23 protein-coding genes and 1 tRNA gene are annotated in these 20,680 nt (G+C 60.8%); 16 read left to right on the top strand and 8 right to left on the bottom strand.

Annotated elements, in window-relative coordinates; all coding sequences use genetic code 11:
* Positions 1-51: 51 nt before the first annotated feature.
* Positions 52-843 (bottom strand): rhomboid family intramembrane serine protease, encoded by a 792-nt coding sequence (locus tag GR198_RS05235; protein WP_029874179.1) that lies wholly within the window; start codon positions 841-843, stop codon positions 52-54.
* A 264-nt stretch (positions 844-1,107) separates the two neighbouring features.
* Between GR198_RS05235 and GR198_RS05230 the strand changes: the two genes are divergently transcribed.
* Both GR198_RS05230 and GR198_RS05225 read left to right on the top strand, forming a co-directional pair.
* The gene (locus tag GR198_RS05230; RefSeq protein ID WP_080658232.1) at positions 1,108-1,752 is read left to right on the top strand and encodes a PAS domain-containing protein; all 645 of its coding nucleotides are present in this window, start codon (positions 1,108-1,110) and stop codon (positions 1,750-1,752) included.
* A gap of 124 nt (positions 1,753-1,876) precedes the next feature.
* Positions 1,877-2,488 (top strand): PilZ domain-containing protein, encoded by a 612-nt coding sequence (locus GR198_RS05225; protein ID WP_003539887.1) that lies wholly within the window; start codon positions 1,877-1,879, stop codon positions 2,486-2,488.
* A gap of 128 nt (positions 2,489-2,616) precedes the next feature.
* Here the strand turns inward: GR198_RS05225 and GR198_RS05220 are convergent, their stop codons facing one another.
* Positions 2,617-2,865: a hypothetical protein gene (locus tag GR198_RS05220; RefSeq protein ID WP_029874181.1), complete on the bottom strand. Its 249-nt coding sequence runs from the start codon at positions 2,863-2,865 to the stop codon at positions 2,617-2,619.
* On the opposite strand from GR198_RS05220, the gene pip reads away from it, so the two are divergent.
* The 5 genes from pip (at position 2,864) to GR198_RS05195 (ending at position 8,007) form a co-directional block, all read left to right on the top strand.
* Positions 2,864-3,838 (top strand): prolyl aminopeptidase, encoded by a 975-nt coding sequence (pip, locus tag GR198_RS05215; RefSeq protein ID WP_029874182.1) that lies wholly within the window; start codon positions 2,864-2,866, stop codon positions 3,836-3,838. The two genes, GR198_RS05220 and pip, sit on opposite strands and share 2 nt — an antisense overlap.
* 375 nt (positions 3,839-4,213) lie before the next feature.
* Complete coding sequence (locus tag GR198_RS05210) at positions 4,214-4,819, top strand: transglutaminase-like cysteine peptidase (protein ID WP_011652094.1); 606 nt, start codon at positions 4,214-4,216, stop codon at positions 4,817-4,819.
* Positions 4,820-5,126: 307 nt separating this feature from the next.
* Positions 5,127-5,912, top strand: a complete 786-nt coding sequence (locus GR198_RS05205) for a hypothetical protein (protein WP_029874183.1) — start codon at positions 5,127-5,129, stop codon at positions 5,910-5,912.
* 134 nt (positions 5,913-6,046) lie between these two features.
* Complete coding sequence (locus GR198_RS05200) at positions 6,047-7,618, top strand: D-alanyl-D-alanine carboxypeptidase (protein ID WP_029874184.1); 1,572 nt, start codon at positions 6,047-6,049, stop codon at positions 7,616-7,618.
* Between the two features lie 113 nt (positions 7,619-7,731).
* Entirely contained in the window at positions 7,732-8,007 is a 276-nt protein-coding gene (locus tag GR198_RS05195; RefSeq protein WP_003539905.1) for a hypothetical protein, read from the top strand.
* Between the two features lie 85 nt (positions 8,008-8,092).
* Here the strand turns inward: GR198_RS05195 and GR198_RS05190 are convergent, their stop codons facing one another.
* Positions 8,093-8,530 carry a DUF1489 family protein gene (locus GR198_RS05190; RefSeq protein WP_025394666.1) on the bottom strand — a complete coding sequence of 146 codons (438 nt, stop codon included), beginning with the start codon at positions 8,528-8,530 and terminating at the stop codon, positions 8,093-8,095.
* Between the two features lie 61 nt (positions 8,531-8,591).
* Entirely contained in the window at positions 8,592-9,995 is a 1,404-nt protein-coding gene (locus tag GR198_RS05185; protein WP_025394667.1) for an L-serine ammonia-lyase, read from the bottom strand.
* 353 nt (positions 9,996-10,348) lie between these two features.
* Between GR198_RS05185 and GR198_RS05180 the strand changes: the two genes are divergently transcribed.
* Complete coding sequence (locus GR198_RS05180; protein ID WP_029874185.1) at positions 10,349-10,786, top strand: VOC family protein; 438 nt, start codon at positions 10,349-10,351, stop codon at positions 10,784-10,786.
* A 1-nt stretch (position 10,787) separates the two neighbouring features.
* On the opposite strand, the gene GR198_RS05175 is transcribed toward GR198_RS05180, so the two are convergent.
* Positions 10,788-11,987 carry an acyltransferase family protein gene (locus GR198_RS05175; protein WP_029874186.1) on the bottom strand — a complete coding sequence of 400 codons (1,200 nt, stop codon included), beginning with the start codon at positions 11,985-11,987 and terminating at the stop codon, positions 10,788-10,790.
* Positions 11,988-12,151: 164 nt separating this feature from the next.
* Between GR198_RS05175 and rpiB the strand changes: the two genes are divergently transcribed.
* The 3 genes from rpiB to GR198_RS05160 all read left to right on the top strand — a co-directional run bounded on the left by rpiB (position 12,152) and on the right by GR198_RS05160 (position 14,600).
* Positions 12,152-12,601, top strand: a complete 450-nt coding sequence (rpiB, locus tag GR198_RS05170) for a ribose 5-phosphate isomerase B (RefSeq protein ID WP_029874187.1) — start codon at positions 12,152-12,154, stop codon at positions 12,599-12,601.
* A 245-nt stretch (positions 12,602-12,846) separates the two neighbouring features.
* Positions 12,847-13,611, top strand: coding sequence for a DUF599 domain-containing protein (locus GR198_RS05165; RefSeq protein ID WP_164024989.1), 765 nt, complete (start codon positions 12,847-12,849; stop codon positions 13,609-13,611).
* Complete coding sequence (locus tag GR198_RS05160) at positions 13,611-14,600, top strand: heparan-alpha-glucosaminide N-acetyltransferase (protein WP_164024990.1); 990 nt, start codon at positions 13,611-13,613, stop codon at positions 14,598-14,600. The genes GR198_RS05165 and GR198_RS05160 overlap by 1 nt, the downstream gene beginning before the upstream one ends.
* Before the next feature lie 24 nt (positions 14,601-14,624).
* On the opposite strand, the gene GR198_RS05155 is transcribed toward GR198_RS05160, so the two are convergent.
* Complete coding sequence (locus tag GR198_RS05155) at positions 14,625-15,017, bottom strand: MerR family transcriptional regulator (protein WP_011652104.1); 393 nt, start codon at positions 15,015-15,017, stop codon at positions 14,625-14,627.
* 64 nt (positions 15,018-15,081) lie between these two features.
* On the bottom strand, positions 15,082-16,497 hold the full coding sequence (gene mgtE / locus GR198_RS05150) for a magnesium transporter (RefSeq protein ID WP_164067715.1): 1,416 nt from the start codon (positions 16,495-16,497) through the stop codon (positions 15,082-15,084).
* Positions 16,498-16,739: 242 nt separating this feature from the next.
* Between mgtE and GR198_RS05145 the strand changes: the two genes are divergently transcribed.
* The 3 genes from GR198_RS05145 to GR198_RS05135 all read left to right on the top strand — a co-directional run bounded on the left by GR198_RS05145 (position 16,740) and on the right by GR198_RS05135 (position 18,522).
* Positions 16,740-17,234 (top strand): peptide deformylase, encoded by a 495-nt coding sequence (locus GR198_RS05145; protein ID WP_164067713.1) that lies wholly within the window; start codon positions 16,740-16,742, stop codon positions 17,232-17,234.
* A gap of 83 nt (positions 17,235-17,317) precedes the next feature.
* Positions 17,318-17,836 carry a BON domain-containing protein gene (locus GR198_RS05140; protein ID WP_164067711.1) on the top strand — a complete coding sequence of 173 codons (519 nt, stop codon included), beginning with the start codon at positions 17,318-17,320 and terminating at the stop codon, positions 17,834-17,836.
* A gap of 320 nt (positions 17,837-18,156) precedes the next feature.
* The gene (locus tag GR198_RS05135; protein ID WP_029874192.1) at positions 18,157-18,522 is read left to right on the top strand and encodes a hypothetical protein; all 366 of its coding nucleotides are present in this window, start codon (positions 18,157-18,159) and stop codon (positions 18,520-18,522) included.
* A gap of 56 nt (positions 18,523-18,578) precedes the next feature.
* Here GR198_RS05135 and lipB read toward each other — a convergent pair whose 3' ends face one another.
* Positions 18,579-19,301 (bottom strand): lipoyl(octanoyl) transferase LipB, encoded by a 723-nt coding sequence (gene lipB / locus GR198_RS05130; protein WP_164067709.1) that lies wholly within the window; start codon positions 19,299-19,301, stop codon positions 18,579-18,581.
* 182 nt (positions 19,302-19,483) lie between these two features.
* Here lipB and GR198_RS05125 point away from each other — a divergent pair.
* Positions 19,484-19,568: transfer RNA gene (locus GR198_RS05125), tRNA-Leu, on the top strand.
* Positions 19,569-19,665: 97 nt separating this feature from the next.
* Complete coding sequence (locus tag GR198_RS05120) at positions 19,666-20,616, top strand: DMT family transporter (RefSeq protein ID WP_204337026.1); 951 nt, start codon at positions 19,666-19,668, stop codon at positions 20,614-20,616.
* Positions 20,617-20,680 lie beyond the last annotated feature (64 nt).

Raw genomic sequence — 20,680 nt, 5'->3', positions numbered from 1 at the left:
CGGCGGTTTCTCCCCCCGGCACGGATATAGGTCGATCGTGCACTGCCCGGCTCAGGATTGCAACACATCCTTCTCGGTTCCGTCAGGTTCCATCACCGGCGGGCGCGGCGCCCGGTCGAACAGCGAAAACAGCAGGAAGCCGAAGACGAAGCCGCCGATATGCGCGTCCCAGGCAATCGCCTGGTCGCTGTCGCCGACGAGCGGGATGCCGACGGCGATCAGCGCATTGCCGACCAGCCAGAGCAGCATGAAGATGATGACGGTGCGGCTCTTCAGCGCCTCGAAAATGGAAAGCCGGGGATTGAGATGCGCAGGCAGCATCGGCCGCCGTTCGGCCGGAAAGGCGAATCGGCAGGCGGCCCCCATCAGCCCGGAGATGACGCCCGACGCGCCGATCAGCAGCGACACGTCTCCCCAGTTCAGTGCCGCGTGCAGTATGGCGGACGCGACGGCGGAAAAAACCCAGAAGAGCACGAAACGCAGCGTCCCGATGCGGCGCACGACCGGCGCGCCGAAGGCCATCAGCCAGAAAGCGTTGAAGACGATATGCTGGAGGCTGCCGTGCAGCAGCGAATAGGTGACAGGCGTCCAGAACAGCTCCAGCCCCTGCTGCGACAGCGGAATCACATAGCGGGCGGGAACGAAGCCGAAGGTGAAGAACAGCCAGTTCAGCGCATCGTCGGACAGCAGGAGCTCCTGCACCGCATAGATGACACCAAGCAGGCAAAGGCTGAAGAACAGCGCCGGCGGAAGGTTGAAGACCGGTTCGCGCGGTGGCCGTGCCGGCGGCTGGACCTCGGGAGGTTCGGACGCCTTATGCGGCTCGGCCGTCTGCTCATTCATCTGTGTTTTGCCTCGTTGAGGCCACAGCCATACAGGAGCGACTGTCAAAAAAAAAGCCGTCCGAAGTGCCGGACGGCGTACCGGGAGCTCCAGGAAAAGACCTCGGCCCGGGCAGGTTGTGCTGAACTTCGAAAGTCGAAGCGATGGCAGGACAGTGTCACGACGGACACGGCATCTCAACCGAAACCATCTCTTAACCTTAACCGCCGCGATCTGGCATGAAATCCGCAAGGTAGAGCCTGTAAGGGCAATGACTGCCCGAAAATGCTCCGGAATGGGACAGGTTGGTGTGAAATGCGTGTGCAAACGACCATCGAGATTTTTGACTACTGGAACCGTATCCGCGGCGCTGCCGATGCGCCGCTGAAATCACAGGTCGAACCCTCCGCCGTCCCCCACCTGCTCCAGAGTCTGTTCATTCTTGAGAGGCGCGAGGGCGGAGACATCGGTTTCCGGCTCGCCGGCACCCGCATCTGTGATCTCTTCGGACGTGACCTGCGCGGCGAACGTTTTTCGTCTCTCTGGGCAAATGGTCAGCTCGCCGACATCGAACGCACGGCGATGGGCGTCATGGACCATGCCATGCCGGCCCTGTTCAACGCCACCGGCTACAGCACTGTCGGTCATCAGGCCTCCTTCGAGATTATCATGATGCCGCTGCGTTCGCCGGACGGCGCCTGCGACCGGCTGCTCGGCGCCATCGCGCCGGCAGCGGCCGCGAGCTGGCTGGAGATCGTACCGCTCGAATTCCTGGCGCTCGACCGCAGCCGCCTGCTGCCCGGAAAATTCGACAAGGCAGCACCGGCCGAACCGCGCCCCATCAACAGGATCGTCGCTGGCAAAAGCATCCATTTCGGCCAGCTCATGCGCCGCATGGTCTCGCAGCTGCTGAGTGCGGAGGCGCGCTGACGGTCCCATTTCGGCACATCCGGCATACTCGTTTTCCGCTATATGCGGACCGAGCAAAACAACCTTCTGTTAATGGATTGTGGGTAAAGATCGGTCTCTGCGATTTTCATGAAGAAGCCCTTTGATGCACTCGTTCCAGCCAGCTCAGACGCAACGACCTGCGCCGCGCCCTGAACAGGGCGTTTTTCAGCGCGTGCCCATCAATATGCAGGGCCGGCTGATGCTTGCGAACTACGAGGAATTCGAATGCATGGTGATCGACATGTCGCCTGGCGATATGTACGTCACCTGCCTCGGCCGGCCGCGCGCCAACGAACGCGTCGTCGCCTATATCGACCATCTCGGCCGCGTCGAAGGTTATGTCCAGACGATCGACGGCCGCGGCTTCACCATGTCGATCAACGCCACCGACCGGAAGCGCGAGAAGCTCGCAGCCCAGCTCACCTGGCTTGCCAACAAGCACGAACTCGGCCTGCCCGAGGATCGTCGCCATGATCGTCTGACGCCCCGCGACACGAAGACCGAGCTGACGCTCGAGGACGGCACGCGTTATTCCTGCCGCATCATGGACCTTTCGCTGTCGGGCGCTGCCGTCGACGTCGAGATGCGCCCTTCGATCGGAACGGCCGTGCGCCTCGGCAACATGCGCGGTCGCGTCGTGCGCCACTTCGTCGAAGGTGTGGCAATCGAATTCCTGTCGATCCAGTCCCGCGAGACGCTGCGGGAATTCCTTTAACAACTGCGGAAATTGGCGCTGCCTTGCCGGCGGTTCCGCGGCGGGATGCAATTCTCGACGGGCTTCCATCGAATGCGATTGCCAGGTCCGGTGCGCGCCCGGTCAGGTCGTGTTGAAAAGCCGGCACTTCACGGCAGGAGCTTTGCAAGCAGCAACGAATCTGGCTTTGGAAAGCAAGCGCGAAATCCTGTCGCAAGTCGTTCCACCCAGGCGGTAGATAATTTTATGAGTGGAACAAGCTGCGACACCGATCGATACCCAATCAGGTTGCGCAAAATCTGCAGTGATCTTGCGTCCGGGAATGCCCTGCCCTCGCCCGTCATCCATTCGTCACGGATATGACGGATAAGGCCCGCCTCGATCTCAAGTGCGTCCATGTCAGCTCTTTATCCCGAAATCGAACCCTATGATCACGGCCTGCTCGATATGGGCGACGGCAATCTGATCTATTGGGAAGCCTGCGGCAATCCGGCGGGCCGGCCAGCACTGGTGTTGCATGGCGGCCCTGGTTCCGGCTGTTCAACTGCGGCACGGCGCTACTTCGATCCCGATGCCTACCGAATCATTTTGTTCGATCAGCGCAATTGCGGCCGCAGCCTGCCAAGTGCTGCCGACCCTGAAACCGATCTCTCCGGCAATACCACCTGGCATCTCGTTGCCGATATCGAGCGGTTGCGGGCATATCTCAGCATCGACAGCTGGCTCCTTTTCGGCAATTCCTGGGGTTCGACACTGGCGCTGGCCTATGCCGAAACCCATCCGGAGCGTGTCGCGGCGATCGTCCTGTCAGGCGTGACCACCACCCGGCGTTCGGAAATCGACTGGCTCTGTCGCGGCATGGCGCCACTCTTTCCGGAGGAATGGCACCGTTTCCGCCAGGTGATTCCCGCAGACAGCCAGGGACGAGACGAGGACATCGCCGCCGCCTATCATCGTCTTCTCAACGATCCGGATCCGGAAACGCGCTTCAAGGCGGCGCGTGACTGGCATGATTGGGAGGCGGCCTCGATTCTGCTTGCCGATCCCCAAGGCCTGCCACGCCGCTGGGCCGATCCGGCCTATATGCTCACGCGCGCCCGCATCATCACCCATTACTTCAGCAATGGCGCCTGGCTGGAGGACGGCCAACTCTTGAGGAACGCCGCTCGGCTCATCGGCATTCCCGGTATCCTGCTGCAGGGAAGGCTCGACATCGAGGCGCCGCTCGTCACCGCCTGGGAACTGGCCCGCGCCTGGCCGCAAAGCGAGCTCACCATCCTTCCGCATGCTGCCCATTCCACCGCAAATCCCGATATGAGCGCGGCGATTGTGGCTGCCACCGATCGATTTCGCGATTTTCCTCAAAAATAATTTTCCCGCCCGGACCGGCGATCTGAGCGTTATGCCGCTTTTGAGCCGGCCGAATCGGTCGTTTCCGGCGGCATCGTCGGCCGGCTACGCGCTGCCGCAGATCGCCAGCACACTGCTGAGATTTACCCGGCTCAACGAAAATCCTTAACATCAGGACGGCAACGCAGCGTTTTCGCGGGCGAAAGCCTTGTTGCGTCGATTACAATTTTAATCGATTTCAAGACAAATCCGCGTCAAATTTTATGCGCATTCGAATCTGTTTTTAGTCGAGTTTTCTCGGCATTTGAATCAACTAAGCCTTTAATTCTATTACGTAATTTTGCGTGAGATAAAAACGTCTGTGCCATTGTCGCCTCAACTTACGGGGAGACGGCAATGACAACTGCGAACATCCTGAAAGGCGGCCTTCTGGCCGGTGCCATCATGATGGCAATGGCGGGTTCGGGACAGGCGATGCCCGCCAGCATGGCCCTGGCAGGCAATGCCAGCCCGCCGATCGGACACTACGAATTCTGCAAGGCGAATCCGACGGAATGTGTCGAAGTCGGCGGCGATGCCGGACCGGCCATCCTCACTGAGGATCGCTGGAAGGAAATTCTCAAGGTCAATTACACTGTCAATTCGACGATCCAGCCGATGACGGATGAGCAGATCTACGGGGTCGAGGAGCGCTGGGCCTATCCGCGCACCGTCGGCGACTGCGAGGATTACGCCCTGCTGAAGCGCAAGATGCTGATCGACGACGGTTTCTCGCCGTCCGACACGCTGATCACCGTCGTGCTGCAGCCGAATGGCGAAGGCCATGCCGTGCTGACTGTTCGTACCGATCATGGCGACTTCATCCTCGACAACATGCGCAACAAGGTGCTGCTGTGGTCGGACACCGAATACACCTATCTGAAGCGCCAGTCCGCCGACGATCCGGCCCGCTGGTCGAAGCTTCAGGACGGCCGCGCTGTCGCGGTCGGTAGCGTCAAGTAAGAACAGCCTGCCGGCCGTTGCCGGTTGCTGCCTGCGGCCCGGTCAGTCCCCGCATCCCGTCCCCGACCGGTGCCCAAGAGCCGTTCCCGCTGTCCCGGGAACGGCTCGCCCCTTTTCAAGACGGCCTCACGAAAGCGCATCGCGATCTTAAGATGCGCTTCCCTGTGCTTTAAGCCTTTGTTTTTACGCTTGTCGCTATCGCAAAACCGCTGGATAGTTTTGCGCGACAGGCTTCAGCATCTTAGTGAATTGTTAACCCTGCCGGTCCGATCATGGTGACGAGAATCATTATCGGCACCGGCGGCTCATGTTCTTCCTGCGGCGGACCGAAACGCGAAGAACCGCCATGAGCCATGCAGCGCACAGCGCACCCGACGAGCAGCCGCTTCTTTCCATGGGGTTTCTCCTCCGCACGATGGCGGTGATCTCGGTCCTGGCAGTCCTGACTGTTGCCATCAGCATCGGCGGCCGTTGGTTTGGCCGGCATATCTCGCTCGCCGGCAATACCGACAGCACGGTTGAAATCCAGCTGGCCATCGGCCGCGACACCGTAAAATTCCCCGAGAATACCATCCGTTTCCCGAGTGAAAGGCATGAGGGCGCCGCCGAGCGCGTCGATCTCTACCTCGCCTGGCCGGAAATGCAGGGTTACGGCAAGGAAAATCACCTTCGATTCGACGATATCGCTCAATCCTCCGGGCTGATCTTCCTGCAGATCACTCAGAGCACCATGTCGCGCGACATGTCCGGGCGGCTGGAACCGATCTATTCGCATCTGCTCGAAGGACCTGCGAAGCCCTTCCGCGACGGGCTGACGCTGCACCGTCTTCGCGCCGATGCGGGTTACGGCGACGAGGTGCTGCTGACGGCGCCCGTCAAGGGCGGGCCGGATTACGTCGTGCGCTGCATCTTGCCGTCAGCCCCGGATAAGGCGGCGGGCGGAGATTGTCAGCGCGATATCAAAGTCGGCAGGGATCTCAGCGTTCTCTACCGCTTCTCAAGCAGCCATCTCGACGACTGGGAACATATTGATGCCGCTATCCGCACCTTTGTAGACGCGCGTCTTGTGAACCGTTCTGCGACAAGTCCCTAAAATGCTCACCGGACAGCGAAATAAACGATTCATCATAAACGGATTGGTAACGCCCAACCGGTAATTTTAAAAGACGAGCTGTGCGGCGGGAGGTGTGCGGTTCCTGCCAAAATCTGAAGTGCCAAATATCTGAAATGCAAGCGAAGAGTGGAATAGTGTCAAGGTCAGTCTCCTCCGTATCATCGTCCCGATCCGGCAATTTTTTCGCAAGACTGCTGGCGATCCTTTCGGTGGCCGTCACGATCGTCATGGTCGATTCGGTGAATGCCGACGCGGAAGCGGCAAATCCGAAATATGCAGGCATCGTCGTCGACGCCAAGACCGGCAACGTTCTCTACAGTGAGAACGCCGACCGGCTGCAATACCCCGCCTCCCTGACCAAGATGATGACCCTCTACATGACCTTCGAGGCATTGGAGCAGGGTCGCATCCGCCTCGATACGCCGGTTCCCTTCTCCGCCCATGCGTCGGCCCAGGCGCCGACCAAGCTCGGCGTGCGCGCCGGCGGTACGATCACCGTCGAACAGGGCATTCTCGGTCTCGTCACCCTGTCGGCCAATGATGCCGCAACGGCGCTCGGCGAAATGCTCGGCGGCGGTAGCGAGGATCGCTTCGCCCAGTTGATGACCGCCAAGGCGCATGCGCTCGGCATGACGCGCACCACCTATCGCAATGCCAACGGTCTGCCGAATACGGCGCAGATGACGACAGCGCGCGACCAGGCTCGCCTCGGTATCGCCCTTCGCCAGCATTTCCCGCAATATTACGGCTATTTCTCTACCCGTGCCTTCAAGTTCGGCAGTCGCACGATCCGCAGCCACAACCGCCTCGTCGGTTCAGTGCGCGGCGTCGACGGCATCAAGACCGGTTACACCCGCGCTGCCGGTTTCAATCTGGTAAGCTCGGTGCAGGTCGATGGCAAAACGATCGTCGGCGTCGTGATGGGTGGCGCCTCGACGCCTGCCCGCGATGCCCAGATGCGCAATCTGATCGCCACCTATCTGCCGAAGGCATCGAGCCGTGGCGGATCGTCGGCGCTGATCGCCCAGGCAGCCCCTGCCCCGGCGATGATCGTGACGCCGGCTCCGGTCGCGCCCAAGAAGGCTCAGCAAACGGCGAAGACCATCGCCGCAGCGCAGCCGCCGGTTTCGGCCGCCGCTGCCGATCTCAGCCTGCCGCACAAAGGCCCGCTGCCGGATGCGCGCTATCAGGTCGCCGAGACCGAGGTCGCCTATGCCGAGACCGCTGCGCCGAAATCCGACAATCCGCTGGTAGCACAGCCGATGCCGGCGCCGACCAAGGTCAAGACCATGACCTTCAAGCAGCAGGCAGCGGTCACAGCGCCAAAGCCGACGCCCGCGTCTATGCCGACGGAACAGGGCGATACGTCGGTTGATAATGTCACCACCGCGTCGACCACTCCCTCCCCGACTCGTGCTGCTTCAACCAGCAACGGTCCGACCGGCTGGGTGGTGCAGGTCGGCGTCTCGCCGAGCCGGCAGATGGCCATGGATCTTCTGGAAAGCGCCAGGAGCAAGGGCGGCAAGGCTCTGGCCTCGGCAAAGCCCTTCGCGGTCGCCTATGCCGCTGGTGGTGACCAGCTTTACCGCGCCCGCTTCGGTGGCTTCGACGATCAGCGCGATGCCGTCAACGCCTGCAAGGCCTTGAAGAAGGCCGGCATCAAATGCTGGGCAGCTGCCCAATGAGATATTCGATGCTGCCTGCAAGATGGCCGGCGGCATCGGTGACGGCCGGAATCGGTGTTTGCGTTTCCGGCCACCGTTCTTGAACTCGATCAGTATTGCGTACGGGGAAAACAATGGCGATCAATGAGAATGTTCCGGGAATGCCTTCAGACCGCCGCATGGCGGCTAAAGGGCGCTCATCCCTCCATCCGCTGCACGAGGCGGCTTTGCGCCTCGCCGAGATCGGCCTGCAGCGGCCGAAGGCGAAGTCTCCGAAGACCCGGGATCTCATCAATCTGCTGCTGTGCCATGGTGCGCGCGCATGGCGCTATTCCCAGCCCGAAGCCCGCATCCATCTGCATGTGACCTCGCCGGATGGCAGCGCGCCGGTGCAGCTGCGCCTGCGCTGAACAGGACCGCGCGCCCGAAAGGCCCCGCGGAGGACGTTCAATCCACGCATGAAACTTTCCGGAAATCGGCTTCGATTTTCGGGGATTAGAGCAGACCAAGGTCCGTAAGCTCGCGGCGAAGATCCGCGGGCATTTCGGCAATGCCGGCGCCAAGGCTTGTCAGGTCGCGCGGCACATCGTCCTCAGTGTAATAACGCCAGCCCTGGAACGGACGCTTCGGCTGCACGGACGTCTCGATGACCTCAGGGCCGAGCATCAGGCGGCAGCGCGAAATCCCCTCGCCGTCGGTGAAGGTCTCGATGTCGAGCAGCTTCTGCCTCGCCTGGACCTGCCCCTTGATCACCCAGTAGAGCGAGCCGCCGTCAAGCAGCTCATCCATGCGTTTCGGCGCCATGCGCGTCGTATGCACCGAATGCGGCTCGAGCCCGGCGGCGATGGCGCGCAACGAGCGTTCCGCCACCCATTCGCGCAGATCGTCTATCGAGTCGGCCCCAACACAGAGTTTGATGAGATGCAATGCCATGCTGCCGTTGAAATCCTTTTGGCAGCGAGCGTCAAGCGTCAAGCACCTGATGTCCACAAACTCAGCATTCGACGACGTTGACGGCAAGGCCGCCGGTCGAGGTTTCCTTGTATTTCTCGCTCATGTCGTGGCCGGTCTGGCGCATCGTCTCGATACAGGCATCGAGCGGCACGAAATGCTGGCCGTCGCCCTTGATGGCGAGCGAGGCCGCCGTGACGGCCTTGACCGCGCCGAGCGCGTTGCGCTCGATGCAGGGAACCTGCACGAGGCCCGCGATCGGATCGCAGGTCATGCCGAGATGATGTTCGAGCGCGATTTCGGCGGCGTTCTCGATCTGCTCCGGCGTCCCGCCCATGACCGCGGCAAGGCCCGCGGCAGCCATCGCCGCCGCCGACCCCACCTCCCCCTGACAGCCGACCTCGGCGCCCGAGATCGAGGCATTGTGCTTGATGATGCCGCCGATGGCGGCTGCCGTCAGCAGATAGTCGCGGATGCCGTTCTGGTCCCAGTCCTCGTGGAAATGCTCGTAATAGCGGATTGTCGCCGGAATGACGCCGGCGGCACCATTGGTCGGCGCCGTGACGACGCGCCCGCCGGCCGCATTCTCCTCGTTGACGGCCATCGCATAGACGCTCAGCCAGTCGTTGGCGAGCAGCGGGTTGATGCGGTTGCTGCGCCATTCCTCTTCCAGCTTGTCGTGAATCCTGCGCGCGCGGCGCTTGACGTTGAGGCCTCCCGGCATGATGCCCTCGACCTTGAGGCCGCGTTCGATGCAGGAGCGCATCGCCTCCCAGATGCGGTCAAGCCCCTGGTCGAGTTCCTCGGGGCTGCGCTGGCTCTCCTCGTTCGCCCGCTTCATCTGGGCGATCGACAACCCCGAGCGCTCCGCCATCTCGAGCATCTGCTTGGCGGTGGAGAAGGGATAGGGCACACGCGTGCCGCCGGGCGCGTTCTTCTTCGCCCGCATCTGCTCGAGCTCGGTGTCGGTAACGACGAAGCCGCCGCCGACCGAATAATAGATGCGCTTGACGAGAAGCCGGCCGTCCCTGTCATAGGCGGAAAAGACCATGCCGTTGGCATGGCCGGGCAGCGGCTGTTTCTTGTCGAAGATCAGGTCGGTTTTCGGCTGGAACTGATAGCCGGGATGGCCGTCCGGCGTGATGCGGCCGGTGCGCTCCACGGTGTCGACGATGCCGTCCATTCTGTCGGGATCGACGCTGTCGGGCGCTTCGCCCATCAGCCCGAGAATAACAGCCCTGCCCGTGCCGTGGCCGATCCCGGTATGGGCGAGCGAGCCGTGCAGGCTGACCTTGATGGCTGTGACCTGGGCGCCCGATGACGGGCGCGGCCATTCGTTCGAGAGGATCAGCTCGAGAAACCGGTTGGCCGCCGACATCGGACCCATCGTGTGTGAACTCGACGGCCCGACACCGATCTTGAAGACATCGAATACCGAGAGAAACATGGGTGCGCTTTCTGAATACGAGGATGCAAGCTTAAGCGAGGTCGGTTTCGAATCCGTGCAGCACACCGACATCGCATGGAGCCGGTGCGACATTCCGGCTGCACACTGGAGCGCCGCGTGTCCAATAGGACGCGCAGGCACTTTGAGTGTGCGCATAATCCTCCCCGAAAATCGAATCCGATTTTCGGGATCATGCGCTAAACCAAGTGGTCCGGCTTGCCACTCATTGCTGCAATCAATGAAGCCTATGCGGAGGAAGAACCGGTGGCCTTATCTTGACAGTCTGCACCAGCTCCCAATGTCCTGCTGACGTCGATGCTAGACGACACCTTGTAGATTGGGAGATTGGACACATGGCGCTCAAACGGATGGACAACGTGGGAATCGTCGTCGATGACCTCGAAGAGACGATTGATTTCTTTCGCGACCTCGGCCTCGAGCTCGAAGGGCGGGCCATGATCGAAGGAGAATGGGCTGGACGTGTCACTGGACTGGGCGATCAGCACGTCGAGATTGCCATGATGCGCACGCCTGATGGCCATAGCCGGCTCGAGCTCTCCCGCTTCCTCAGGCCGCCTGCTGTCGCGGATCACCGCAATGCCCCGGTGAACGCTCTAGGCTACCTCCGCGTCATGTTCGCACTTGATGACATCGACGAGACGCTTGAGAGGCTCCGCAAGCGCGGCGCGCAGCTGGTTGGCGAAGTCGTGAACTATCAAGACACCTATCGGCTCTGCTACATCCGCGGGCCTGGAGGGCTTCTCATCGGACTCGCCCAAGAACTTAGCTGAGCTATGCGCGAAGCTTCTCGTCGCGTTCGTCTTGAATGACCGTGCCGTCGGCTCCATCCCGGGGTTCGGGCGTCGTCGAGATTTGTCGTTGATCGGCCATGGCTGGTGTTGCGCCGCTCAGCATGCGCTTTTCGATCTCCTGCAGGCCGAGAATTGCGCGGTCCATTTGGTCGGCCGGAGTTTCGCGCGAAACCAGACGCCAGCGATTATCCTGCCATATCAGGACCAGCAGCCGACGGCCTGGAACCTCTATCGTCTCGTGGATGAACCATGCCCCGACGACCGCAACGCAAAGCGTCACCAGGATGAGCGCCGGTTCGGGCATGAAGGCATCAAAGGTCAGACGCGCCAGGAACATGATGGGGACATGGAAAAGGTAAAGTGAAAAGCTGATCTTTCCGAAAAACCGTACTGGTGCAGCTGCCAGGACACGGGTTGCGATGGGCGGCTGTCGAGCGACGAGCCCGACAATGACGGCTGCAGCCACCGCACTTTGCAGGCTCCAAAATTCCGGGGAAAAGCCGGGCAAGATATGCCGGTAGGTGAAAAACACCACCAGAAGGAAAAGCGTTGAAATACCTGTGAGGACAGATGGAACCCAGCTGTTCCAGTAGGAATGCATGATTCCGGCAAGTGCCCCGAAAAGAAAGTAAGGAAGCTTGGAGACGAGCACTATTCCCGGGCCTGGCAATTCAACCAGGCCATCCACGACGACGGCCACGGTGAGGCCCACAATCACGCCGCTATAGCGGTGCGGCTGGGCCAGGCAAAGCCACAGGACAGGAAAGAGCAGATAGAACTGAATCTCGGGTGGTATCGACCAGAAAACACCACTAGAGCCGAGAAGAAAGACATGGCGCACAAAATCCGTGCCGCTAACGATCGGCTGAACAAAATCCAGATTTTGCATGCTCGACAGCATCGCTACGAGAACGACGGCCACCAGGTAAACCGGATAGATGCGGGCAAAGCGGCTCACAAGAAAATCCAGCACGTTTTCTTTCGTGACCGGCCGTGAGCCGTAAAGATGCGCCATCAGGAAGCCGCTGAGAGCAAAAAACAAACCGACAGCTTCGTCGCCCATCGTCACGAGATGCGGAGCTGTGATCGGAAAGATAAGGCCAATATGGGCTCCAACGACCAGAAGCGCAGCGACACCGCGCAGGCCATCAAGACTCGGGATGTAATCCGGCCGACTCATGGGTCACTTTTGAATTCGGAGTTCAGGTTCAGTCCTGAAGAATTGGCCATCACGACTTTATAAGCGGTTAACGCGGCACCCTGCTCGTGCGCCTCTAGACTGCTGTGGCGCCAACGTGCATCGTCAGGACGGCAAATTGCTTTGGAAACTGGGACCACTTCTCCATGACAGCCACCAACCGCATCGCCCTCTCCAGCGACCACGCCGCCATTCAGCTCCGGCAGGCCATTGCCGGTCATATCGCGGCGCAAGGCTGGATAGCGGTCGATATCGGACCGACAACGCCGGAGAGCACACACTATCCCAAGCACGGCGAAGCGGCGGCGCGTCTCGTCGCCTCCGGCGATTGCCGGTTTGGCATCATTCTATGTGGCACCGGCCAGGGCATCATGATGGCTGCGAACAAGGTAAGGGGCATCCGTTGCGGCGTCTGCGTCGACACATTCTCGGCCCGCATGATCCGCCAGCACAACGATGCCAACATGCTTTCGATTGGCATGCGCGTGGTCGGCGAAGGGCTAGCGCTTGATATCGTGGATGCGTTCCTGACCGCTCGTTTCGAGGGCGGCCGGCATGCGACGCGGGTGGGGATGATTGAGGCGCTGGAGGTGTAGCGCCGTCCTTTTTCTTCTTCTTTGGGTTGCCGCGCCGAATCCGCAAGCTGACGGATGACCGCATTGCTGTCGTTCGTTCCAGAAGATGCCGGTCGCCTATCCACCAAGCCTTGTCGTTTGCCGACGGCTCGATTATGCCGAACTGCCGCATGGCCAAAAGCCCGCGTAAAGCCGCCGAACTCGGCCATGCGGCATAATCCGACTTGCGGCATAGTGGCCGCGTTCATGCGGAGACCGAATCACTGATGACGACGGCGGATTATATCGCTCTGGCTTTCTTTGCCTTTGTCTGGATGGGCTATTCCTGGCTGCTGCACGGCCGTACCTTCTTCGGGCGCACCAGCCTGACCCATGCGATGACCGAACGGCGCCGGGAGTGGATTTACAATTCGCTGCGCCGCGACCTGAAGATGATCGACACGCAGATCATGGCCGGCCTGCAGAACGGCACCGCCTTCTTTGCCTCGACCTCGATCTTCGCGATCGGCAGCTGCTTTGCTTTGCTCGGCGCGACGGAGAAGGTCGACGCCGTCTTCGCCGACTTGCCCTTCGTCTTCCATGGCGGCCATGCCGTCTTCGAGATGAAGGTCGGCGGGCTGGCAGCGCTTTTCGGCTATGCCTTCTTCAAATTCGGCTGGTCCTACCGGCTGTTCAACTACTGCACCATCCTCTTCGGCTCGATCCCGATGATGCGCGACACCGAGCGCGACGTCATCGCCGCCGAGCGGGCCGCCGAACGCGTCATCCGCATGAACGTCATTGCCGGCAGCAATTTCAACGAGGGCCTCAGGGCGATCTTCCTGTCGATCGGCTATCTCGGCTGGTTCATCAACCCCTATGTCTTCATGCTGACGACGGCGATCGTCATCTTCGTGCTGACACGCCGGCAATTTTTCTCGCAAGCGCGACTGGCGATCATGGATACCGGCCCGCCATCAAATCTCCACCTTTCTGCTATTCGCCGCGATGGGCCGTCGAGCGACGGAAATGATTTGTCCGAGGGACTTTGATGACATTGCCGGCAAGGGAAGCCGATGCGGCGGCAAAACCGCCGCGCATCGGTCTATTGGATACGGCGCGCGGCGTCGCGCTGATCGCCATGGCGAGCTACCATTTCAGCTGGGACATGGAGTTCATGGGCTATCTCGCGCCAGGCACGGCCGAGACCGGTTGGCTGAAGATCTATGCCCGGGCGATCGCCACGACCTTTCTCTTTATCGTCGGCATCAGCCTGGTGCTCTCAAGCACGCCCGAGATTCGCTGGCCTTCCTTCTGGAAGCGCTTCGGCATGATCGCCGCGGCGGCCGCGGTGATCTCGATCGCCACGCGCATCGCGATGCCGAACGAGTGGATCTATTTCGGCATCCTGCACTGCATCGCGGTGCTCACGCTCATCGGCGTCGTTTTTTTGAGATTGCCGCTCGCCTTCACGCTCATCGCCACGCTAGCGCTCTTTGCCGCCTGGATCACCGATAATTTCGGGCCGCCCGGCCTGCTTCGCTCATCCTTCTTCGATCCGCGCTATCTCGCCTGGATCGGCCTTGCCGTGGCGCCGGAACGGTCCAACGACTATGTGCCGCTGTTTCCCTGGGCAACGCCCTTCTTCGCTGGATTGAGTATCGCTTCGATCGCTATCAGAACCAGGCTGCTGCACCGGCTTGCCGCCGTCGGCACCGGCTCCTGGTGGCCGGCAAGGCTCGGCCGCCACAGCCTTGCCTTCTATCTGATCCATCAGCCGGTATTGATCGCCATCGCCTATGGGATTTCGCTCGTCGTCCCGCCGCAAGCCCCGGATCCGGTCGCAACTTACCTAAGGCAATGCAACGCCTCTTGCGTCATGCAGCAAGGCGAAGCGCTCTGCCACAGCTTCTGCCAGTGCACGCTGGGGAAACTGCAGGCGCAAGCCCTGTTCACGCCGCTGCAGGAGGGCGCGATCGATATACAGAACGACGAGCGGGTCCAGACAATCGCTGCCGAATGCAGCGCCGAGGCTGAATGAATTCGCCGACAATACGGCGCGTGATCAGGTAGTGACGCCGATTTCGGCGAGGCGGCCGAGGCAGGTCTCTTCGATAGCGTCAAGTTCCGCCAGCGTGTCGTCGATATCCTTGCGCTTCTGACGCAGGTCGTCGCGCTTCTCGTCGACGCGCTTCATCAGGAGCTTCAACTGGCCGAGTTCGCCCGGCGGCTCCTTGTAGACCTGGATGATCTCGCGGATCTCCGCGATGGTGAAGCCGATGCGCCGGCCACGCAGGATTTCCCCGATCAGCCGCCGGTCGGCTTGCCGGAACAGACGCGTACGCCCGCGCCGTTCCGGATGGATCAGTCCCTCGTCCTCATAGAAGCGGAGCGTGCGCGTCGAGACCCCGAATTCGCGCGTCAGTTCCGTTATGCTATAATATTTGTTCACCGGCATGTGTTCCCCGTCGTCGGACAGACGATAATATTGACTTTTACGTAATAGTCAATTTTTGGGCGGTTCAGATGCCGAACCACCATGTGGCGATACCAAGAAAGGCGAAGAAGCCGGTACAATCCGTCACCGTCGTGACGAAGACGGAAGAGGCGATCGCCGGATCGGCCCCCATCTTGTCGAGCAGCAACGGCAGCAGGATGCCGGCAAGGGCTGCCGCCATCAGGTTGATGACCATCGCCGCCGCAATCACCCCGCCGAGCTGGTAGTCGTGAAACCACGTGCCGGCGATGACGCCCATGATCGAGGCGAAGACGATGCCGTTGAGGACGCCGACGCCCGCCTCCCTGCGGATGATGCGACCGGCATTGTAGATGTCGAGATCGCGGGTGGCGAGCGCGCGCACCGTCACCGTCATCGTCTGCGTGCCGGCATTGCCGCCCATCGAGGCGACGATCGGCATCAGCACGGCAAGGGCGATCATCTTCTCGATCGAGCCGTCGAACAGCCCGATGACGCTTGCCGACAGCATCGCCGTGCCGAGATTGATCAAAAGCCACAGGAAGCGCGAACGCACCGTCGAGAGCACGTTGTCCGACAGCTCTTCGTCGCCGACGCCGCCGAGGCGCTTGATGTCCTCGTCCGCCTCCTCGTGGATGACGTCGACGACGTCGTCGATGGTCAGCACGCCGACCAGCCGGCCGTTTTCGTCGACGACGGCGGCCGAGAGAAGGTCGTACTGCTCGAAGAGCTGGGCCGCCTCTTCCTGGTCCATTTCGGCGGGGATCGGATGGTTCGTCTCCCGCATGATCTGCTCGATCTTGGTCTGCCGCTTGGTGCGGAGAATCTGGTCGAGATCGACGGCGCCGAGCAGCTTGAAGGTCGGATCGATGACGAAGATCTGCGAGAAGGAATAGGGCAGATCCTCTTCGTCGCGCATGTAGTCGATCGTCTGGCCGACCGTCCAGAACGGCGGCACGGCGACGAATTCCGTCTGCATGCGGCGCCCGGCCGAGCTTTCGGGATAGTCGAGCGCCCGACGCAGCCGCACCCGCTCGGTAAACGGCAGCTGGGCGAGGATCTCTTCCCGGTCCTCCTTGTCGAGGTCTTCGAGAATGTAGACGGCATCGTCCGAATCGAGCTCGCCGATCGCGGCGGCGATCTGTGCGTTCGGCATCTGGTCGACGATTTCGCGGCGGATCGCCTCGTCGACCTCGGTCAGCGCCGTCATGTCGAAATCGTCGCCGAGCAGGCGCACCAGCGCCAGGCGCTGATCCGGCTGGATCGATTCCAGCAGGTCGCCTATTTCGGATTCATGCAGGCGGGCAACGTTCTGGCGCAGGAACAGCGTGTCGCGGTCGGCGATCGCAGCACCGACGAGCGCCAGGAAATCGCCGCGGACATTGCCGTCCTCGTCGTAGATATCGGCTTCCTCGTCATCGGGGCGCCTGCGAATACGGTCTTCCCCGTCGGTCGTCGTCATCTGCCGCCCTCGCATCTGGTTCGAATTTCAACGACTGCCGCGCCGCATTCGCAAATGTCGGCCGAAAACACATTATCAACAAGCGGATAAGCAAATCCCGCGCGAGGCTCCCGCAACCGGAATTCTTGGCCCCTGCTAGCCCAAAGCATCCGCTTCGTAAAGCGGCAAACCGTGCTTCGTGATGACAATGCACGCGGCCGGCGATAGTTTCCTCACCCGTTCAAACAGAGGAAGCCTGCCCCATGCCCATCCGTCCGATTCTGCGTTATCCGCAACCGGGCCTGAAGACTGTCTGCGCGCCCGTGACGGTCTTTGATTCCTCGCTCACAGCGCTTGCCGAGGACCTGCTGGCGACGATGCGCGCAGCCCCCGGCGTCGGCATCACCGCCGCCCATATCGGCGTCTTCAGCCGTGTCGCGGTGCTGGAGCTCGACAAGGCCGACGGCGTGCGCCTTTACGTCAATCCTCATATCACCTGGTTTTCGAAGGAGACGATGAACCATACCGAAGGTAGCGTCTCGATGCCCGGCGCGACAGACGAGATCACCCGCCCACGGGCGATCCGCTTCCGCTATCAGGATGCCGAGGGCGCCGTGCACGAGGATGGTGCCGAAGATTTCCTCGCCATCTGCATCCAGCACGAAGTCGACCAGCTCGACGGCATTTTCTGGCTGCAGCGCCTCTCGCGGCTGAAGCGCGACCGTCTGGTGAAGAAATGGGAGAAGGCACAGGGCTGACAATCACGGCTGACAAATCGCCGTCTGCACCGAACCATTCGCCGCTGCCGGCGTTTCCAGCAAAGAAACAAGGAGCGAGTGCAATGGCAAGGATCGGTGACAAGACCCAGTTTTCCCGGGAGAAGCCTGGGCTTTCCCGGGAGGAAGATTATCGCGACCTCGAAGAGCGCAATCTCGACGAAGGCTGGCCCTATGCCGATGGCAGCGGCGCCGGCACCGGCGGTCCGGATAATCGTCCTTACGGCGAGACCACGGCCAATTTCGACAGCGATCCAAACAAGGGCTTCCGGATCGATGGCACGGATGAAGACGGCAACGAGAACCGCCTGAAAGATTCGCTGCGCGCCGATACGATCGACCGCAATGAAAGCGACGATCTCGAAGCGCGGGTGAACGACAATCTCGAAAACATTCCCGAGGTCGATATCGACAGCGTCGAGGTTCATGCAGACGGTCACGTCGTTACCCTGGAAGGATCGGTGGAGACGATCGGCATCGCCCGCAAGGTCGAACTCGGCGCGCTTTCGGTCGACGGCGTCCATCATGTCCGTAACAAGTTGCAGCTGACCGGTGTCGATGCGCATATCCCGAACGAGGACTAACGCATTGCGCACAGCCCAGATCATCAACGAGAGGGCTACCGCCTTCCGTTGATGATCATTCTCAACATTACCAAAAGTTAACAATTTACGATTGTAGCAACAACTGTCTTATTCACGAGACCAATTGCCAATTTCTGTTAGGCGGCTTCTGTCACGAGAACGTCAATTCCGTTGACAACACTGTGATTTCATTTGGACAAATGGTCGCGGCTGCGCCGCCATATTATCACAAAATTGCCTGAATTGGGGCGCGAACTCGTATGTGCCGAGGGTTAGTTTAATGTTGTGGAATTCAACAACAGATTGAGGAGATAGACCCCATGCGCATCAAATTTGCCCTTGCCGCGTCCCTGTTCGCCGTCAGCCTTGCAGGCGCTGCCTTCGCCCAGCCGACCTATTCCAGCGACTACACCAACGACAGCGACGGCTTCGCCCCAAGCCCGATGTCGAAGCCGGCTCCGGTCCACTATAGCAGCCACAAGGCCCCGGCCTATTCCAGCGACTACACCAATGACAGCGACGGCTTCGCCCCAAGCGCCATGGCGACTCCTGTCGTCGACAAGACCGCAACGGCCAGCATCAACTCCCTGCCCCCATGCCACAGCATGATTGGCCCGAAGGGCTCCCACACCAAGGGTGCAGACAGCGGCGCCTCCCGCACCGAAGCATGCCGCGCGACGCATTGATCCGATAAATGCTGGGATCCGACAAAAGAAAGGGCCGGAAACGGCCCTTCTCTTTTTCAATCCATCTCGCGCGTCGTTTCCCCAAAAACCGCCTCGAAGGCGGTGCGCAGCCGGATATCGACATCAGCCATCATCACAGGCAAGCCAAGATCGACGAGGCTGGTCACGCCATAGGCTGAGATCCCGCAGGGCACGATGCCGCCGAAATGATCGAGATCGGGGTCAACGTTGAGCGACAGTCCGTGAAAGGTCACCCATTTCCGCAGCCTGATGCCGAGGGCGGCGATCTTGTCCTCGGCCATTGTCCCATCGGCCAGCAATGGCTTTTCCGGCCGGCGCACCCAGACGCCGACGCGATCCTCACGTCGCTCGCCGCGCACATTCATCATGTCCAGCGTGCGGATGACGACATCTTCGAGGGCGGCGACGAAGGCGCGCACGTCCTGACGCCGCCTCTTCAGATCGAGCATGACATAAGCGACGCGCTGACCGGGTCCATGATAGGTGTATTCCCCGCCGCGCCCCGTCGCAAAGACCGGAAACCGGTTCGGCTGGACGAGATCCCTCGCATTGGCGCTGGTGCCGGCGGTATAGAGCGGCGGATGTTCGACGAGCCAGACGAGTTCATCACCGCCATCGGCGATTATCGCCACCTCGCGCTCCATCGTCTCCACCGCCTCCTCATAGGGAACGAGGCCGTCGGCGATGCGCCAGCGTACCGGCCGGGTGCCGAGTTGGGGAAGCATGGAGAATTCGAGATCGGTTCGAAGCATGGCCATTCCTTGCCGCTCTCCCCGAAATGCCTGTAAAATAGGGGCGGCAGCACAGCTATATGGACCCGTTTCGGGGCCAATTCAAATGCTGTGAGCGGTTTTCAAAAAAACTGTCATATCGCCCTTGTGCACCCCAGATGCTTTTGCTACATGCTGCCCCGCCGACGCAAATCGGCACCTACCACGATGCGGTCGTGGCGGAATTGGTAGACGCGCAGCGTTGAGGTCGCTGTGGGGCAACCCGTGGAAGTTCGAGTCTTCTCGACCGCACCATTTCCCTTCAGGGAAACGCTCTGTAAGCGACGATTTCGTTTTCACCTCGAAGCCATTTGCGATAGCTCGGCTTGATTGCCCGGCTTTCCCGTGGTTGATGGCGTCATCCTCGCAAGAATCAGCAGCCATGTCAGAGCCCCATCAAAATTCCCTGCAGGGCATGGCCATCATGTCCGGCGCCATGCTCATCCTGCCGATCATGGATGCCATCGCCAAATACATGGCGACCTTCGAGGCGATGTCGCCGGGTCAGGTGACCTTCTACCGATTCTTCTTCCAGATCGCCTGCACCCTGCCGATTCTTTTCGCCCTTTTCGGGCTGAAGGCGCTTTCGGCCCAACGGCCGTGGATGAACCTGCTGCGCGGCGTGCTGCATGGTGGTGCGAGCTTGCTGTTCTTCGTCGCCGTCAAATACATGCCGCTTGCTGATGTCTTCGCTATCTATTTCGTCGAGCCCTTCATGCTGGCCGCTCTGTCGGCGCTGTTTCTCGGAGAGAAGGTCGGCTGGCGGCGCTGGGTGGCGATCGTCGTCGGTTTCGGCGGCGCGATGATCGTCATTCAGCCGAGCTACGAGATTTTCGGCCTGAAGGCGCTGCTGCCGGTCGCCTGCGCCTTTCTGTTCTCGCTCTATCTCTTCCTCAATCGCGCCATCGGCGAGGCCGATTCGCCACTGACCATGCAGACGATGGCCGGCATCGGCGGAACGGTGTTCATGGCGGCCGCCCTTTTCCTCGGCAACAGCTCCGGCAGTGCCGATTTTACCGTCTCCCTGCCCTCCTCCAGCCTCGGCCTTGTTCTGCTTCTCGCCCTCGGCTCGATCTCGGGATATGCGCATATGCTCATCGTCCGGGCCTTCCGCCTCGCGCCGCTGTCGCTGCTTGCGCCGTTCCAGTACTTCGAGATCATCTCGGCGACCGTTCTCGGCTATGCGCTTTTCAACGATTTCCCGAGCTTTTCCAAATGGATCGGCATCTTCATCATCGTTGCGTCAGGCCTCTTCATCATCTGGCGCGAGCGGCTGCAGGCGCAATCGTTAAAATCTTCCTGACCCGGGGAATATCGGGTTAACTCCTCTTCTTGAGGGATCGTCAATTCGCAGACGGTAAAACTGT

The organism is Rhizobium leguminosarum (genome assembly GCF_010668065.1).
Lineage (GTDB): Bacteria > Pseudomonadota > Alphaproteobacteria > Rhizobiales > Rhizobiaceae > Rhizobium > Rhizobium leguminosarum_S.
Note: the sequence above shows the minus strand (reverse complement) of the source record. Positions and strands in the feature narration are given on the sequence as shown.